Raw genomic sequence first — 16,731 nt, forward strand, 5'->3', positions numbered from 1 at the left:
TTATGAAATATACTCTATATTTTATTATACTATTGTTTTTAGGGGGATGTCATGATGATAATAAATTTTTTGATGTCATGATGAAGAAAGAAAATATTCGTTTTGAACCAATACCTGGAGGTGCGGTGATGTTTTATACTTTACCTGTTGGGGAGGATGTTTTTGGAATTCAACTTCGTTATCGTGACGCTAGGGGAGAGGAAGTGTTGAAAGTGGGTAGTTATGTAGGGGATTCATTAGTTATTGATGGGTTTAATGAGTCAGAAAAGAATGTGCCTGCTCGTGTTTCTCTTGTTGATAGAAATAATAATGAATCGAAAGCTATAGATGTGGTGTTTGATACCGAAGAATCTGCTGCTTGTTCTTTCTTTAATGGTGCAGAAGTTTTACCTTATTGGAATGGTTTTCAAGTAAAATATGGAGCTTCTCGTCAGACATCGGGAATGGTTCATGTTATGTACTTGGGCACTAATCCTATTACACAAAAAAGTGATACAATCTTATTGAAAAGTTTTCCAATCACCTTAAGTGGAGATACGTTAGAGTTTGTATTGCAACAGAAATTGGATAAGGCTACAGTAGTTCTCCGCACGGAAGATTATCGTGGCTATCGTGTCAAACAGAAGATTTGGAAGGATGTTGATATTTATTCTGTAGAAGAGTTACAACTTACTGAAATGAATTTTATCGATAAAGATGGTTGTTCAGTAGAGAATGAGAAAGAAAAGATTGGAGCTAAATATTTGTTTGATGGTGATACAAAGGGAGAACAACGATTGAAAGCTGGAAAGATTCCTGAACTTTACTCGTTCTTAGGAGGTCCTATGATTCAAAATAAAAGTTTAATATTTGATTTGGAACAAGAACGGACTCCAGCTTTTATAAGGATTTATGGAACTTTAAAGAGTCTTGGTTGGCCATTGTTTAGTACTCAATATACATCTTCAGTATATGAAATATTTCGGGGAGTGTATGATGATAAATTACCTTGTAATGTAATTTTATATGGTAGTAATGATAAAAATGGGGATAATTGGGTTGAATTGGGATCTTTTTCTCAAGATTCGGAAACACTTACTAAAAATCGATGGTCTGAACGTTGTACTAGTCAAAAAAATCAGAATTTTGTCGGTTATTTAACTGAAGAAGAGTTGGTCGGTGCAACCCCTGCTTATTTGGAAATTCAATTACCTTGTGATGATAACATGGTGAAATATCGTTATATGAAATTGGAAATCAAAGAGTTGTTTAAATATGTGTTTTTTAGTGGTTCTACTCCGGTCATAACTGTTATAAATACAGAAAATTATGTAGCAATTCAGGAATTGGAAATTTATGTAAAAAGAGATTAGCAATGAAAAGAGTAAAGTATATAATGTATTTGGGAATTTTACTTGCTTTATTGGCGGGTTGCAATGAAACTTTAGAAGATACGTATAGTGATTATGCTGGAGATGGGAAAATTCGTTATGTAGGTAAATGTTCCGAAATGTTGGTAAAGCCCGGTTGGCGCCGTTTGAAGGTAGATTGGGTAAATAGCATGGATATTATGGTTGATAAAATTAAAGTTTCATGGGAAGCAGATGGAATGAAACATGATACGTTATTAACTAGTGATATGACTTCATGTGATATTAGAAATCTTGCTGATAATACTTATCGTATAGATGTTTGTGCAATAGATAAGAATGGAAATGAATCTTTGCCTATTACGGATTATGCTAGACCTTATTCGTATGAGCATGAGGCGGTACGTTCTTTTTCGAGAATAATTTCAAAACATTATTTTATAGATAATAATTTAGTATTCTTTATAGATAACTGGAATGATAGTATCGTTGAGGCAAAACTTTGTTATACAGATATCTATAATAAAAAGAAAGAACATTTGTTGGTGAAAGAGGAGGCTCAACAGGGGCTGATTCATTTGGAAGGTGTAAATACAAAAGAACCGATAATTGTCACTCGTAAAGGGAAATTGGAGGGATGTACGGATCTTATCACATTTGCTGATTATTCATTAACAAATGAAAGGATATACTCTTCGGATTTTAAAGTTGTATTGCAACAACGTTATGGACTAAAAAATGAAAATGAAGAACAGAAACTGCTTTTTGATCGTTTTGTTGATACTGTTACCGTATTAGAGTTTGATTATGATCTTGTTTCATTTGAAGATTTATTCTATTGCTCGAATCTTAAAAAGATTGTATGTGGGAAAAATCGTTATCTTAGTGGTTTGAATCCTAATTCTGTAGATATTAGTACACTAGATAATGAAACAAGAAGTTTGGAGTGTTTGGATTTGTTAAATAAAGTGCGAGGTTTGCAAGTTGATCAATATAATGAGCATTATTTTAATATTTCTCGGCCTTATATCAATAAAAAAGGGAATCCGACTTTACCAAATTTGAATTATATCCAGGGAGACGATATCGTTTCTATTAAAGATTTAAGTGTAAAGGGAGATTCTGAGGATGCACAAGAATTGGTTAATTTATTGGACAATAATCCGGATACGTGGTGGGAACCTAGTGTTGCAACTTCTCCTAGAACACATGAAATATTAATAACCTTAAAGGAGGTACAAGTTATAAAAGGTATAAAAGTAGTTCAAAGATTATACCGCCCAACATCATCTTCTCAGAAATATTATGTTTCTGACAAAATTACAATTGAAGTATCTTCTGATAATGTAAGTTGGACGCCAATGTGTTACATGAGAGAAAATATGTTAGGAATAGGTTCGGGAGAGAGTACGTTGATTCCTATGGCTGAACCTCATGCAGTTAAATATATAAAAGCAACGCTGAGCGATAGAATGCATAATAGTTCTCTTAATTTTAACATGACATTGTCAGGTCTTATTCCTTATAAATAGGGAATGGGTATGAGTTAGTGACATTGCAGATAGGGAACTCATAGTTCCTCTATCTGCCTTATTCGATTGTCTATTATTCTATGAACCGGTTAATAATGTTGTAACTTCCAAAAAGTTTTGTTATTGATAAAAACACAATAGAGTTAATTGAAGAATTATGAAAAAAATAGCAATAGTAATATTTATTATTTTAGGATGTAATATTTTTATTGGTAAAGCCCAAGAGCGGGGGTTTCAAATAAGTGGTAAAATAGATGGAATATTAGAAGGGACTCTCTTTTTAATGAGTGATGAAAAAGGTAAATTAGAAGTATTGGATACAACTTCTATTATGAATGGTGCTTTTGTTTTTACGGGAAAAGTAGAGAGACCATTATCTGCTTATATTATGGTTCCTAATAGTAAAAATTATATTCCGTTAATTCTTGAGAATGTCAATTTTATGTTGAATATAGGAAAAACAGGTGTGTTGATAAAGGGGGGAGAACAACAGGATATTTTGAATCAATTTAGTAAAATAAATATTGATTTGTTGGAAGGGCAGAATAGAATACAAGAGGAGTTTAAGCAGGCCCAGCAGAAAGGTGATAAAAAAAAGATGCAAATTTTACAGAAACAATTAGAGAATGTTTTGGAGAATGCTCTTCAGCAAGAAAAAATGTTATTACAGAAATATTCAAGTTCTTATGCAGCTGCTTATGTGATTTTCCATGAAATGAAACAGTTGGAGGAGAAATTCTTGATTGATAAATATATGCTTTTGACGAAAGCGGCACAGGAGACTGTTCCTGGGCGCATTATTAAAACTTATATTGAGGAATGGGAATGTCTTACAGAAGGGAATGTCGCTCCTGATTTTACACTTTTTTCATCAACTGGAGATTCACTTTCTTTGTATCCATTAAAAGGTAAATTGAAATTAATACATTTTTGGTCTTGTGAAGATATTGCTTGTAGTCAAGAAAATGTAGAACTTCTTGACCTTTACCAAAGGTATCATTTGAAAGGTTTGGAAGTGATTGGTGTTTTTGTCGGAAATGATAAACAAAAATGGATGAAGACATTGATTGAAGACGGAATGATTTGGATACATGGATTTGATGAAAATCATCGGGTGGCAGATCTTTATCATGTGAAAAAATTACCGACTATAATTTTGTTAGATGCAGAAAATCAAATTATAGCAAAAAATCTATTCGGTAAAGATTTACAGAGAAAAATAGGTGAATTCTTGAAGAAAAGTAAGTAGAAAGTTGTCCAATAGGTCTTAGGTTCAAGTTTCCGTTCATAAAGATGAGGATTTCCTGAATAAGTTTTTAGGTTAGAAAGGGATATCTATTAAATAGGGATAGTTGCGAAATGGCTTTATATATTGCAATCAATTGATTAATAGTGTGATAATGTTTTTGTATCTTAGCTAAAGGAAATAAAAATTCCTCCAAACACCGTAGAAAAGTGAATTTCGGAGTAAGCACTCGAAGAACTACAGGGTAGTATCCAAAATTTTGTGTAAATGATAACTCGGGTATATCATATTCGAGTTATTATTTACACAATTTTATGGATGGTGTCATTAAATCAGGTCTCCTGTTATGTATGTTTTAGAAATTAACCCCAAACCCGATCGTGTACGGGTGGATTTCGGGGGCTTTGTTCTTTTCCATCATGTTTGTGATGGTGTAACTTCCCCATAATGCCAGTTTGTAATACCCGACACGAACCACGGCATCCGCTTTTACCGGGTTCATGCTATAATTACCGGAATTTTTCATGCGACGGGTATCACCGTTTTCATTCTTGTAAACGACTTTTGTTTTGGTATGTAATCTTAAACCGCCCATCACTCCGGCTGCCACGTAGGCACGTTGGTATTTCTTGGCTGGGAATTGCCATTCGAAGATAAGAGGTACGGTCAGGTAAAGGTTCTTGAAAGAACTCTTTTTGACATTTTCTACTTCCATCGGGTAGATTTGCCCGCCGTCACCACGTTTAATACTATTTTTGTTAGCAAAGCGGAAACGTTGATACTCTAATCCCAAACCGGTAACTAAACCGATGTTGTTTAGCTTGTTGAGGCGCATGCTATACTGGAACATGTTAAATTGCATGACGAGCGAATTTTTACGTTCCAAATCTAAATAGTCTCCGGCTCCATCCAGTTGTTCGTTACTGACAGAGAAATCGGCAAAGCCTAGGTTGAAACCGCTCCAGTGTCCCCGGAAACGCGGATTTTGGCTGCGTTGATATACCCTACTATGGAGAGGGTTACTTAACACTTGCGTTTTCCAAACTTCTCCTTTTTCTCGTTTTTCCTGAAGATGTACGTTCTTTATGGTATCGGCTTGATTCGTTTTTTCTGCCTGAGAAAAAAAGGAAAAGCTGCATAATAAGGTCAAGGTGATAATAATACTTTTCATGATATTATATTGTAAGCTGTTTATTTACGCGTGTTTTGATCAAATTTGACCGAGTTGAAAAACTTGTCTCTCTGGCTTTCGAGTTCTTCCAAGTCTTCAGTTTTCCCGCCTATCGTGAGTTGGTACATGCAATTGTCCCGGAAGATAAATCGTTTGAAATACGTCATTTCTTCCTCGTCTTTCATGATGGTGTATGATATTTCCCGGATGTCCATGTCCACGTCGGGAATCCTTTTCTCCCCGGTGAGTTTTGCCGTGGGCATGGAGACAGATTCTTTTTTCATGGATATGTATAGCTGGTTGATCGTGTACTCGTCCAGCACGCCTTTCTCTTTGGTGAGCTGGGTACAAACGGCTCCGAACACGCAGGTAATATTTTTGGTCTGGAATATCCATGATCGCATGTTATTTACCTCTTTCTTAAAGCGTTCTCCGCGACTGGGGAACGAGAACGAGATGTAGTTATCCCCGTTTATTCTCACCCAACCGTCTTTTTCCGGAGCCAGACAGAGGATCCCGATAAGTATAATTTTAAGTATCGACATATCCATTCTCTTTATTTCGTGAGTTAAAGATAGAAATTATTATTTTTGTGGCAAAACTTATTTAATTGAAGATGATTGTCGGAGGAAAAGATGTAGGAGATCGGCCGTTGATTCTGGCCCCGATGGAAGAGGTTACCAATCCCCCTTTCCGGAAATTCTGTAAACGCTACGGGGCCGACTGGCTCTATTCGGAGTTTGTGTCGGCGGATGCGTTGGTGCGTTCTATTAACAAGACGGTTAAGAAGTTGACGATAGAAGAGAATGAACGTCCGGTGACGATACAAATTTACGGGCGGTTTATTGATTCCATGGTCGAGGCGGCAAAAATAGTTGAAGAGGTTCAGCCCGATTTTATAGATATAAATTTTGGTTGTCCGGTGAAACGGGTGGCCGCGAAAGGGGCAGGGGCAGGAATGCTCCGGGATGTTCCTTTAATGGTGGAGATGGCTAAACAGATCGTGCAGGCGGTGAAGATTCCGGTGACGGCAAAGACCCGTTTGGGATGGGATTGCGAGAATATTATCATTGATGACGTGGCGGAACGCTTGCAGGATGTCGGGATCAGTGCGTTGGCTATTCACGGGCGGACCCGTTCGCAAATGTATAAAGGAGAAGCGGATTGGGAACCGATTGCCCGGGTAAAACAAAATCCTCGTATTAAAATCCCGATTATCGGGAACGGGGATATAGATTCACCACAGAAGGTGAAAGAGGCTTTTGAACGTTATGGTGTTGACGGGGTGATGATCGGGCGTGCCACGATCGGGAAACCTTGGATTTTCGAGCAAATCAAGCATTATTTGACCACGGGAGAGATGTTACCGGAATTGTCGGTTCCGGCCCAGATAGAGATCATCAAGGAACAGATTCTGTTGTCCATGGAATGGTTGGATGAGGTGAGAGGTTTGTTTCACATGCGGCGACACATGGCCTGTATGTTTAAAGGCTTGCCTCATTTCCGGGACTTGCGGATTCAAATGTTACAAGCTCCTACTATTGAAGAGTTGTGGGGGGTGTTTGATCAGATTGCAGAACGCTATGGTTCGATGGATCCCGAAGATCTAGTGGAGGAGGATCTGAATAGTTAGAGAGTCTTTTATCTTTCTAACTACCCCCTCTAACTCCCCCTTGCACAGGGGAGGATGCGCTACATTGAAACATTGCAGCGTTCCCTTGCGTCTGTCTCTCCCCCTGTGTAAAGGGGAGCCGGAGGGGGTAGTTGTTTCAAATAGACTTGTCAGACAGTCCCCCAATAGAATAAGGTCCATAAAGTTTTAGTATTTTGTACGTTATAAACTTTATGAACCTTGTAACTTTATAAACTGATATACAGAAGTGCTGCAACAAGCGATCCCGCTAATGGTCCGACGATGGGAATCCACGCGTAATCCCAGCCACTATTGCCTTTGCCCGGAATGGGTAGGATGGCATGCATGATTCTCGGTCCGAGGTCCCGGGCGGGATTGATGGCGTAGCCGGTGACTCCCCCTAGGGAAAGACCGATGACCCAAACAATGAACGATACGGGAATGGCCCCGATAGAACCGAGCCCGATCGGGGTGGTTGAGTCCACGTCTGACATGAGTTCAGCCCCGGTAATGTAGAAGACTGAGAACATAAGCACGAAGGTGGCAATCAGCTCGCATCCGAAATTCACGATATTATGGCGAATTTCAGGAGCGGTGCAGAATACTCCCAGTTTGGCTCCGGTATCTTCCGTGGCTTTAAAATGATCGTAATAGATGATCCATACCAGAAAAGCCCCCAGTGCAGCACCTAGCATTTGGGCGATGATGTAAGGCCCCACGCTGGCCCACGGGAATTTCTCGGCGATGGCAAAACCTATCGTGATGGCAGGATTCAGATGTGCGCCGCTGTAAGGGCCGGCGATCACAACTCCTGTAAATACGGCGAGCGCCCAAGCCGTGGTGATGGTGATCCATCCGGCTTGGAATCCTTTGGTTTTCTTAAGCACGACGTTGGCTACTACGCCATCTCCCAAAAGGATCATGACCATTGTTCCAAGTAGCTCTGCGATAAAAGGTGACATGATGAGCTAAAAGTTTAAAGTTAAAAACTAAAAGTATTATTCTTCACCCAGTTCTTCCCATGCTCTTGCACGTTCGACGGCCTTATGCCACTTGTGGAGCATGGCGTTCACGTGTTCCTCTGTATCAATAGGGGTAAATTCCCGATCGATACTCCATTGTTGGCGTAATTCGTCCGTGTCCCGCCAGTAGTCGGTGGCCAGTCCGGCCAGATATGCGGCTCCCAGAGCTGTTGTTTCAAGAATCTTCGGACGGATCACGGTTTCTCGGCAAATGTCACTTTGGAATTGCATTAGGAAGTTATTGGCCACTGCTCCACCATCTACTCGCATCTCCGGAGAGGTTCGTTTCGTGTCATGTTCCATAGCTTTCAGAATGTCGTAGACTTGGAAAGCAATGCCTTCAAGGGTGGCCCGGGTAATGTGCGCGGGAGTTGTTCCTCTCGTGAGGCCCAGCATGGCTCCACGGGCGTATTGGTCCCAGTAAGGGGCTCCCATACCCGTGAGGGCAGGGACGAAGTAGACTCCGCCGTTATCCGGTACAGACGTCGCCAGCGTTTCACTTTGGCTTGCACTTTGGATCAAATTGATTCCATCACGTAGCCATTGTATGGCGGCACCTCCCACGAAAACGCTTCCTTCGAGGGCATAAGTAACGGAGTTCCCGATCTTCCAAGCAATCGTACTCAGCAAGTTGTTCTCGGAAGTGACCACCTCGTTTCCGGTGTTCATCACCATGAAACATCCTGTCCCATAGGTAGTTTTTGTCATACCCGGTTCAATACAGAGTTGACCGAATAGAGCCGCTTGTTGGTCTCCCGCGATTCCTGAAATTGGAATCTTCGTTGAGAATAAGGTTGTTGCGGTTTCTGAGTAAATTTCACTACTACTCTTTACTTCCGGTAACATGGATTCCGGGATGTTGAACAGATCAAGAAGTTCTTTATCCCATTTCTGGGTATGTATGTTGAAAAGCATGGTACGCGATGCGTTGCTGACATCGGTAACGTGTACTCGTCCGTGAGTGAATTTCCAGACTAGCCAGCTATCAACGGTTCCGAAACATAGTTTTCCTTTTTCGGCTCTTTCCCGTACTCCTTCGATATTGTCGAGAATCCATTTGATTTTGGTGGCGGAGAAATAGGCGTCAATGATCAAACCCGTTTTCTCCCGGATCATATCGGTATATCCGTTTTCTTGTAATTCCCGGCAAATATCGGCTGTACGTCGGTCTTGCCACACGATGGCACGATAAACGGGAAGGGACGTCTCCCGATCCCACACGATGGTGGTTTCACGTTGATTCGTGATCCCGATACAAGCAATGTCAAGTCCTGTAAGGTTTGCTTTGGCAACAGCCTCAGCCGCAACGGATGATTGCGAGTACCAGATCTCATTCGGATCATGTTCCACCCAAGCGGGATGAGGATAATGTTGTTCGATCGGTTTTTGAGCCATGGCAATAATATTGCCATCATGATTGAATAGCACGGCCCGGGAAGAGGTTGTTCCTTGGTCTAGTGCGAGTACATATTTTTCTGCTTTCATTTGATAGTTATTATAGTGTATAACTTGTGTTCGTTTATATTGTCACGCGTCAAATGGTTTGTTTCTAGCCCTCTCTTCACTCTTTTTGTCAACAAAAAGTTAGCCAAAATAATTCATTCAAACCTTAATCCAGTATACGGTTTACAAATAAAAATGTTTTTTATATAAATTCAAAAATAAGGGGGAGAGCATTTTTTCGTATCTTCGGGGGAATGAATTTTATATTAATATTGAAAGAAAATGAAGAAATGGAATACCTTTTACCTGTTGCTTGTCGTAGTATTAGCAATTGTAATTTTAAAAACATCGTGTATGGGAGATCAGAAACAAGATGAAACGACTTTGAAGTCAAAGGCTGTTTTGGAAAATATAGCTGAACGGAAAAGTGTTCGGAAGTATTTGAATAAGAGTGTGGAGGAAGATAAGATCGATGCCATGGTGAAAGCCGGTATGGCGGCTCCTTCCGGCATGGACAGACGTCCGTGGGAGTTTGTGGTCGTGACGGATCGGGAGGCTCTTGATTCGATGGCAGCGAAATTGCCTTATGCTAAAATGTTGACAAATGCCCCGTTGGCTATTGTTGTCTGTGGGGATACGACACGTTCTTCTTACTGGTATCTGGATTGCTCTGCGGCAACACAGAATGTATTGTTGGCCGCGGAGGCATTGGGACTTGGTGCCGTGTGGACGGCAGCTTATCCTTACGAGGATCGGATTGATGTTGTACGCCAGAATACGGGATTACCGGAAAATATCGTGCCTCTTTGCGTGATTCCGATAGGTTACCCGGATGGCCCACAGAAAGCGAAAGATAAGTTTGACCTGCAACGGGTGCATCGGAATAAATACTAATTGGGAGAGGTTATATCCACCCGCTTGTCTATGTCTGCCCCGGGGGTAAGCTAGGGATGGGCTAAGACAAGTACCAAGCATTTACATGGCATGAACATAGCAAGAACACTGGAGATTGTACTTGCTATGTTCATGCTATGAAGTTGTTGTCTTCTTGTCCCGGTCTATCGGTAGACAAGGGCTAGCTAATATTTTAGAAAAGTAACAAGCTGAAAGCCATCAGCGCCATGCCTGCGACTAGTCCGTAAATGGATAGATGATGCGCCCCGTATTCTTTGGCGGTGGGTAAAAGTTCATCCAGTGAGATAAAAACCATGATACCAGCCACGAGAGCGAATAGGACGCCTAGGATAACAGAGTTGATTCCGATAAAAGTGTAGATGAGGAAGAACCCGATAATTGCTCCTAAGGGTTCCGATAAGCCGGAGAGGAAGGATAACTTGAATGCTTTCTTACGACTTCCGGTAGCAAAGAAAATAGGAACAGATACGGCAATTCCTTCCGGGATGTTGTGTATGGCGATGGCAAAGGCAATCGGGTAGGCAATTTCGGGATTCGATAGCCCGGCAATGAATGTCGCTAATCCTTCCGGGAAATTGTGAATCCCGATGGCGAGAGCCGAGAATATTCCCATGCGCATCAACTTCTTGTCATGCGGTTGCTTGGCTTCCATGCATTCCACGGATTTCACCTCATGCGGATTCTCATACGAGGGAATGAGTTTATCAATGATAGCAATCAGACCCATCCCTGCAAAGAATGAAATGGCCACGATAACATCGGCTATTTTCTCGGAGTAGTTTTCTCGCAAAGCCTCTTGGGCCGTGGGGAATATTTCCACGAATGAGACATAAATCATCACTCCTGCGCTGAATCCGAGGGAGAGGGACAGGAATTTCTTGTTAGTTTTTTTGGTGAGGAAGGCAATAGCACTCCCGATACCGGTTGATAATCCGGCGAATAAGGTGAGGGCAAAAGCAAGTAATACGTTATCCCAAGATAGTTCCATCGTTTATTTCGTGTAGACAAAAAAGCCAGAAAGGGTCTGTGGATCTTTTCTGACTTTCTGTGTTATTGTCTTCAGAGTTATTTCAGTGTTGATATAATACGGTGAAGACGTGTTAAAGTTTCTTCTTTTCCTAAGATTTCGATAATATCAAACATATGCGGGCCGTCGGCAGAACCGATAATAGCCAACCGGAAAGGATTCATGATTTTTCCGAATCCGATTTCTTTTCCGGAAACCCACTCTTTCACGGCCTCTTCCGTGTTTGGAGAGGTGAAATCGGCCACTTTTTCCAGTACCTCAATCAACTCCTGCATAAGTACCGGAGTTTCTTCTTTCCAGCTTTTCTTCACGCCTTTCTCATCGTAAGCCTGAGGGGCATGGTAGAAGTACTGGGATGAGTTGTAGATGTCCGCGACAAAATTGGCTCTTTCTTTCAAAAGACGGCAAATCTTTTCCAATTTCGCCATGTCATAGGAAATCCCGTCCTTTACTAGGAATTCGTTTAACTGAACGGCCAGTTCCGCGTCACTTTTTTGTACGAGATATTTGTGATTAAACCATTTAGCCTTGTCCGGATTAAAGCGAGCCCCGGATTTATTCACGCGTTCCAGCGAGAATTGATCGCACAATTCCTGTAACGTGAAGATTTCTTGCTCTGTTCCGGGATTCCATCCCAGTAGAGCCAGCATGTTGATAAAGGCTTCCGGCAGGTAACCGTCTTCTTTATACCCGTGCCATTTTTCTCCTGTTTCGGGATCGGTAAATTCCATCGGGAATACCGGGAATCCCATTTTATTTCCGTCACGTTTGCTTAACTTTCCGTTACCCACGGGTTTCAGAATTAGCGGCAAGTGAGCGAACTCCGGCATGGAATCTTCCCAACCGAAAGCGCGGTATAATAACACGTGTAGCGGGAGAGAGGGTAACCATTCTTCTCCGCGGATCACGTGGGATATTTTCATCAAGTGGTCGTCAACGATGTTTGCCAGATGATAGGTAGGCATCCCGTCGGCCTTGAATAAAACTTTATCATCAAGTAACGAGGTGTTGAAATGTACTTCACCCCGGATAATGTCTTGTAAATAGAGATCCTCGTTTTCAGGCATTTTGAAACGAATCACGTAGTTTGCCCCGCTATCCAACAATGTCTTCACTTCTTCGGCACTCATGGTTAGCGAGTTCTTCATGCTCTTCCGGCTGATGGCGTTGTACATGAATGTTTCGCCTTTTGACTCGCAGGCAGCCCGTTGTGCGTTAAGTTCTTCCGCGGTGTCAAAAGAATAGTAAGCATTCCCTGATTCCACGAGTTGTAGGGCGTATTGTTTGTAAAGCGGTTTCCGCTCGCTTTGACGATAGGGGCCGTATTCACCTCCCACGCCGACACCTTCATCGACGGTGAGGCCGCACCATTTTAATGATTCGATAATATATTCTTCGGCACCCGGAACATAGCGGGTTTGATCCGTGTCTTCAATTCGTAATAAAAAATCACCCCCGTGATGACGGGCAAATAAATAATTGAAAAGAGCTGTTCTCACACCTCCTAGATGGAGGGCTCCGGTAGGACTGGGAGCAAATCTTACTCGTACTTTTCTATCCATTGTTTATTGATTTTGAATATTATGCCTGTTCGTTTGTTTCCTGGTTTTCGTCGAAATCGGAATCCTCGTCTGAAGAAGGTTCCGTGTCTTTCGGTGCTTTTTCCTGTTCCAGTAATTGATGCAACAGGTCTTTGGCATATTTAATGGCATAACGTTCCGCCTCACTTTTGGAGTTTATGCCACTCTTGATTTGTTCCGCGTAACTGAACGGGCTGTCCGGCCCTTCGGTAAGAAGGTACAGGGTAAAATTACTATGCCGATCCCGACTTTTACTAGTTAGTCCAAACCACATTTCAATCGTGCGATCTTCCAAGTATATGTTGCGCTTGAACTTATACATTACCTTCTGTTTTTAGGCGGGTTTTTGAAATTCAGAATACCAACGGCTACGGCTAGAGAAGCCATGGCTCCCACGTTTACATATACCGCCGTGCGGTCTCCACCATGATACATGCTGAGTACGCTGGAAATCATGATCAGGAACGCGGCTAAAATTAATAAGTATCTGGCTATTCGCATACTGGTGATGAATAATTGTGTTCAATTGAGTTTTTAACCGGGTTGGCATAAATTTCAAGGAAGATATTGTTCAAGATAGAACGATTACCTTCTAATTTTTCCAACTTTTCAGCCATGACACGGATAAAGTTTTCTTTCTCTTCCTCGTTGTATTTAGAAGCGAATTTATTCGTGCTATGAAGTAAATCGTAGGCGATATAATTATTCGGCCACAATTTGAAGTTTCCTTGAATACGGGCATCCATGAATGCGGCTAATTCTGCAATCCGGTCTCCGTTGTTGGCTTGCTCGTCGATCTCGATTAGTTCATGATCGATGGGAGGGGTGATGGCAAAATGTACCCGTCCTTTGAATCCGGATAAGCCTTGTTGCATACTTCGCATATCGGCTGCCGGGGTTTTCACGTACTCACCCACGGTCTTTTGGTACAATTCGTCAGTTTTCAGATCGTCACAAGGTTCCCATTCGTAGGAAATTGAAACCGGAACAACCCGGAGTTCTTTAAAGTTTTCCACGAAGTCTTTGGGACCGCTCATACGGAACATTTTCAACAGGCTATGTTGTGTCCGGTCGTCCCCATTTTTGGTACGTCCTTCTTTTTGCGCGATCCAGACAGAATCTTTATTTTCATAAATGACATCCCGTAAGTAATGAGAACGTAGGTTGGCACTAGTAATCATGTCTCTTACCGGTAATCCACGTTCAATGATGAAACAGGCATCCAATTTAACTAGGTCGGTAACCCATTTATTGATTAATAAATTACTCCCGATAGCTGCTTCACAGTAGTGGCATCCTCGTTCACACAGTAGCACGTTAAGGATGGCCGAGTCCAAAATGATGTCCCGGTGGTTGGATACGAAAAGGTAACTCTTGTCTTTCTCGATGTATTCCAATCCGGTGGCAGTAACTCCTTTGGTCGTTCCGGCGATCAACCGTTGAATCGTCGGGCCAAAGAATTGAGCTTGAAATTGCTCTCTGCTTGTGATGCCTTGTAATTGTTCTTGTATTTTGCTTTTATCAACCCTTGTCATTTGGGAGAAAAGTGTCAGAAATTCTTCTGCTTGGCTCAGGCGCTCTACGGCGGCCGGAATTTCTTCTCCGATATAGGGTCTGATTGCGTTAAATTGGGAATCCGAAGTCATGTCGTAATTTTAGTTATTAGAAATCACGAAGCAAAGATAGATAAGAAATTTGACAATTGAAAATTGACAATTGAAAATGAGGGGAGAAAGCCCTAGTTTATATGGATTATCCATTGGGATATGGATAAAAAAATTGTGATTTAGTCATTCTTGATATCAAGGTCAATGACTAAATCACAGGATTTTTTAGCTTGCAGCTGTGTTATACTCTTCCGGGATATATTTCGAGTGCTTTGGCTAATGTTTCCATGGCACCTTTCAATTCCTCGATTTTGAGTACGTAAGCGATACGAACTTCATCTTTCCCAAGTCCCGGGGTTGAATAGAATCCGCTGGCCGGAGCGACCATCACGGTTTGTTTGTTGTATTCAAACTCTTCCAGTAACCATTTTGCGAAAGTATCGGCATCATCCACGGGAAGTTTTACTACGGCGTAGAAAGCTCCTCTGGGTTTCGGGCAAACAACTCCCGGCATTTTGTTCAGGGCCTCTACCATGAAATCACGTCTTTCGATATACTCGTTGTACACGCTTTCGAAATATTCGGCCGGGGTGTCCAGTGATGCTTCGGCAACAATCTGTCCGATTGCTGGGGCGCACAGACGGGCCATTCCGAATTTCAAGGCAGCCGCCATAACCTCTTTGTTGCGGGTAACCAAAGCACCGACGCGCAATCCACATTCGCTATATCTCTTTGACACGGAATCCAACAAAATCACGTTTTGCTCGATACCTGCCAATTGCATGGTAGAGAAATGTTTGTAACCGTCATAACAGAATTCACGGTATACCTCGTCTGCATACAGGTACAAATCGTGTTTCTTCACGATTACAGCCAGTTGCTCCAGTTCTTCCTTGGAATACAAATAGCCTGTCGGGTTATTCGGGTTCACGATCACGATCCCTTTTGTGCGGGGAGTGATCACTTTCTCGATTTCGCTGATCGGGGGCAGGGCAAAGTTATTCTCGATAGAAGAAGTAACAGTTTTTACCTTTACACCGCACATCAGGGCGAAAGCCGTGTAGTTCGCGTAGAATGGTTCGGGGATAATAATTTCGTCACCCGGGTTTAATGTAGACATGAAAGCGATCGTGATGGCCTCAGAGCCTCCGGTCGTGATCATGATGTTATTTTCATCGATATTGATACCGATGTTCTGGTAATATTTGGCTAGTTTTTTTCTGTAAGAGATATTTCCTGCAGAGTGAGTGTATTCAATCACTTTTTCGTTACAGGTTTTTAATGCCTGCAATGCAACATCGGGAGTCTGAATGTCCGGTTGTCCGATGTTCAAGTGGTATACTTTGATACCTCTTTCTTTAGCTTTGTCCGCGAACGGAACGAGTTTACGGATGGGCGAAGAAGGCATCGCCATTCCTTTTTCTGAGATTTGTGGCATAAGTTATTTGAGTTTAAATTTATCCTGTACAAATATAGACATATTGAGTGATTTTAATTCAATCTGCCATTTTTTTTAATTTGTCTCGATTTAATAATTTAATTTTCCTCCCCTTCACTTCAACCAGTCCTTCGTTCTTTAAATCAGAAAGTAGGCGAATTAGCGTCTCTGTTGCGGTTCCCACGAAGTTACTTAAATCTTCCCGGGTAACGTTAAGTTTTAGAGTCCCGTCTTCTTCTACCCCGAAATCGGATGCGATCAATAACAGGATTTCTGCCAATCGGGCTTTCACCGATTTTTGAGCGATTTCCCGGATATATCGATTCGCGTCACCCAGTTCTTTACAGGCAATCTGCATCATCTCGTAGGCAAAGCTGGGACTGTGGGTGATCATGTGCATCAAAGATGTATTGGGGATGTAACACAGGATACAATCGGACATCGTTTCCACGGAAGTACAGGCGGCCTCGTTGCGAATGACCGAGCGGAACCCGAAAATATCACCTTCTTTTCCGAAACGAATGATCTGATCCTTCCCGGCGACTCCGGTCTGGAAGATTTTCACGATACCAGAGAAAAGGAAGTAACATCCTTTAATACGGGTTCCTTCGTTGTAAATATATTCTCCTTTTTTATAGAATTTGATGGCATTATCCATAAACAGGGCCTCGATTTCCGAGTCCGTCACGTTTTTAAATGTCAGCTTGAATTTACTGATACATTCGCTTACGTCTGGTAATAAAGCCTCTTCTTTCATAGTCAAGTCTG

The 16,731-nt window shown here is 41.8% G+C and carries 16 protein-coding genes; 5 read left to right on the forward strand and 11 right to left on the reverse strand.

Annotation, left to right across the window (positions count from 1 at the left end):
• Positions 1-77 precede the first annotated feature (77 nt).
• The 3 genes from QVC79_RS00050 to QVC79_RS00060 all read left to right on the forward strand — a co-directional run bounded on the left by QVC79_RS00050 (position 78) and on the right by QVC79_RS00060 (position 4,130).
• A complete protein-coding gene (locus QVC79_RS00050) occupies positions 78-1,352 on the forward strand; it encodes a DUF4959 domain-containing protein (protein WP_183312867.1) in 1,275 nt (424 codons plus the stop codon).
• Positions 1,353-1,354: 2 nt separating this feature from the next.
• Positions 1,355-2,881, forward strand: coding sequence for a DUF4998 domain-containing protein (locus QVC79_RS00055; RefSeq protein ID WP_151412105.1), 1,527 nt, complete (start codon positions 1,355-1,357; stop codon positions 2,879-2,881).
• Between the two features lie 157 nt (positions 2,882-3,038).
• The gene (locus QVC79_RS00060) at positions 3,039-4,130 is read left to right on the forward strand and encodes a TlpA disulfide reductase family protein (RefSeq protein WP_124315874.1); all 1,092 of its coding nucleotides are present in this window, start codon (positions 3,039-3,041) and stop codon (positions 4,128-4,130) included.
• A gap of 352 nt (positions 4,131-4,482) precedes the next feature.
• Here QVC79_RS00060 and QVC79_RS00065 read toward each other — a convergent pair whose 3' ends face one another.
• Both QVC79_RS00065 and QVC79_RS00070 read right to left on the reverse strand, forming a co-directional pair.
• Entirely contained in the window at positions 4,483-5,298 is an 816-nt protein-coding gene (locus QVC79_RS00065; RefSeq protein WP_124315875.1) for an outer membrane beta-barrel protein, read from the reverse strand.
• Positions 5,299-5,318: 20 nt separating this feature from the next.
• On the reverse strand, positions 5,319-5,843 hold the full coding sequence (locus QVC79_RS00070) for a hypothetical protein (protein WP_124315876.1): 525 nt from the start codon (positions 5,841-5,843) through the stop codon (positions 5,319-5,321).
• 71 nt (positions 5,844-5,914) lie between these two features.
• On the opposite strand from QVC79_RS00070, the gene dusB reads away from it, so the two are divergent.
• On the forward strand, positions 5,915-6,931 hold the full coding sequence (gene dusB / locus QVC79_RS00075) for a tRNA dihydrouridine synthase DusB (protein WP_270594762.1): 1,017 nt from the start codon (positions 5,915-5,917) through the stop codon (positions 6,929-6,931).
• A gap of 227 nt (positions 6,932-7,158) precedes the next feature.
• Here dusB and QVC79_RS00080 read toward each other — a convergent pair whose 3' ends face one another.
• Both QVC79_RS00080 and glpK read right to left on the reverse strand, forming a co-directional pair.
• The gene (locus QVC79_RS00080) at positions 7,159-7,893 is read right to left on the reverse strand and encodes an MIP/aquaporin family protein (RefSeq protein ID WP_087419217.1); all 735 of its coding nucleotides are present in this window, start codon (positions 7,891-7,893) and stop codon (positions 7,159-7,161) included.
• A 36-nt stretch (positions 7,894-7,929) separates the two neighbouring features.
• Positions 7,930-9,438, reverse strand: a complete 1,509-nt coding sequence (gene glpK, locus QVC79_RS00085; RefSeq protein ID WP_270594700.1) for a glycerol kinase GlpK — start codon at positions 9,436-9,438, stop codon at positions 7,930-7,932.
• A 240-nt stretch (positions 9,439-9,678) separates the two neighbouring features.
• Between glpK and QVC79_RS00090 the strand changes: the two genes are divergently transcribed.
• Entirely contained in the window at positions 9,679-10,290 is a 612-nt protein-coding gene (locus QVC79_RS00090; protein WP_124315878.1) for a nitroreductase family protein, read from the forward strand.
• 193 nt (positions 10,291-10,483) lie between these two features.
• Here QVC79_RS00090 and zupT read toward each other — a convergent pair whose 3' ends face one another.
• The 7 genes from zupT to QVC79_RS00125 form a co-directional block, all read right to left on the reverse strand.
• Positions 10,484-11,299, reverse strand: a complete 816-nt coding sequence (gene zupT, locus QVC79_RS00095) for a zinc transporter ZupT (protein WP_270594702.1) — start codon at positions 11,297-11,299, stop codon at positions 10,484-10,486.
• A gap of 77 nt (positions 11,300-11,376) precedes the next feature.
• On the reverse strand, positions 11,377-12,900 hold the full coding sequence (gene gltX, locus QVC79_RS00100) for a glutamate--tRNA ligase (RefSeq protein ID WP_270594703.1): 1,524 nt from the start codon (positions 12,898-12,900) through the stop codon (positions 11,377-11,379).
• 19 nt (positions 12,901-12,919) lie between these two features.
• Positions 12,920-13,240 (reverse strand): hypothetical protein, encoded by a 321-nt coding sequence (locus QVC79_RS00105; RefSeq protein WP_087419212.1) that lies wholly within the window; start codon positions 13,238-13,240, stop codon positions 12,920-12,922.
• Positions 13,240-13,419 (reverse strand): hypothetical protein, encoded by a 180-nt coding sequence (locus QVC79_RS00110; RefSeq protein ID WP_027200763.1) that lies wholly within the window; start codon positions 13,417-13,419, stop codon positions 13,240-13,242. The genes QVC79_RS00105 and QVC79_RS00110 overlap by 1 nt, the downstream gene beginning before the upstream one ends.
• On the reverse strand, positions 13,410-14,564 hold the full coding sequence (locus QVC79_RS00115; RefSeq protein ID WP_087419211.1) for a 1-acyl-sn-glycerol-3-phosphate acyltransferase: 1,155 nt from the start codon (positions 14,562-14,564) through the stop codon (positions 13,410-13,412). The genes QVC79_RS00110 and QVC79_RS00115 overlap by 10 nt, the downstream gene beginning before the upstream one ends.
• 202 nt (positions 14,565-14,766) lie before the next feature.
• Positions 14,767-15,963: a pyridoxal phosphate-dependent aminotransferase gene (locus tag QVC79_RS00120; protein WP_270594704.1), complete on the reverse strand. Its 1,197-nt coding sequence runs from the start codon at positions 15,961-15,963 to the stop codon at positions 14,767-14,769.
• Between the two features lie 58 nt (positions 15,964-16,021).
• Positions 16,022-16,720, reverse strand: coding sequence for a Crp/Fnr family transcriptional regulator (locus QVC79_RS00125; protein WP_270594764.1), 699 nt, complete (start codon positions 16,718-16,720; stop codon positions 16,022-16,024).
• Positions 16,721-16,731 lie beyond the last annotated feature (11 nt).

Origin of the sequence: Butyricimonas sp., assembly GCF_019423355.1 — a bacterium.
Taxonomy (GTDB): domain Bacteria; phylum Bacteroidota; class Bacteroidia; order Bacteroidales; family Marinifilaceae; genus Butyricimonas; species Butyricimonas faecihominis.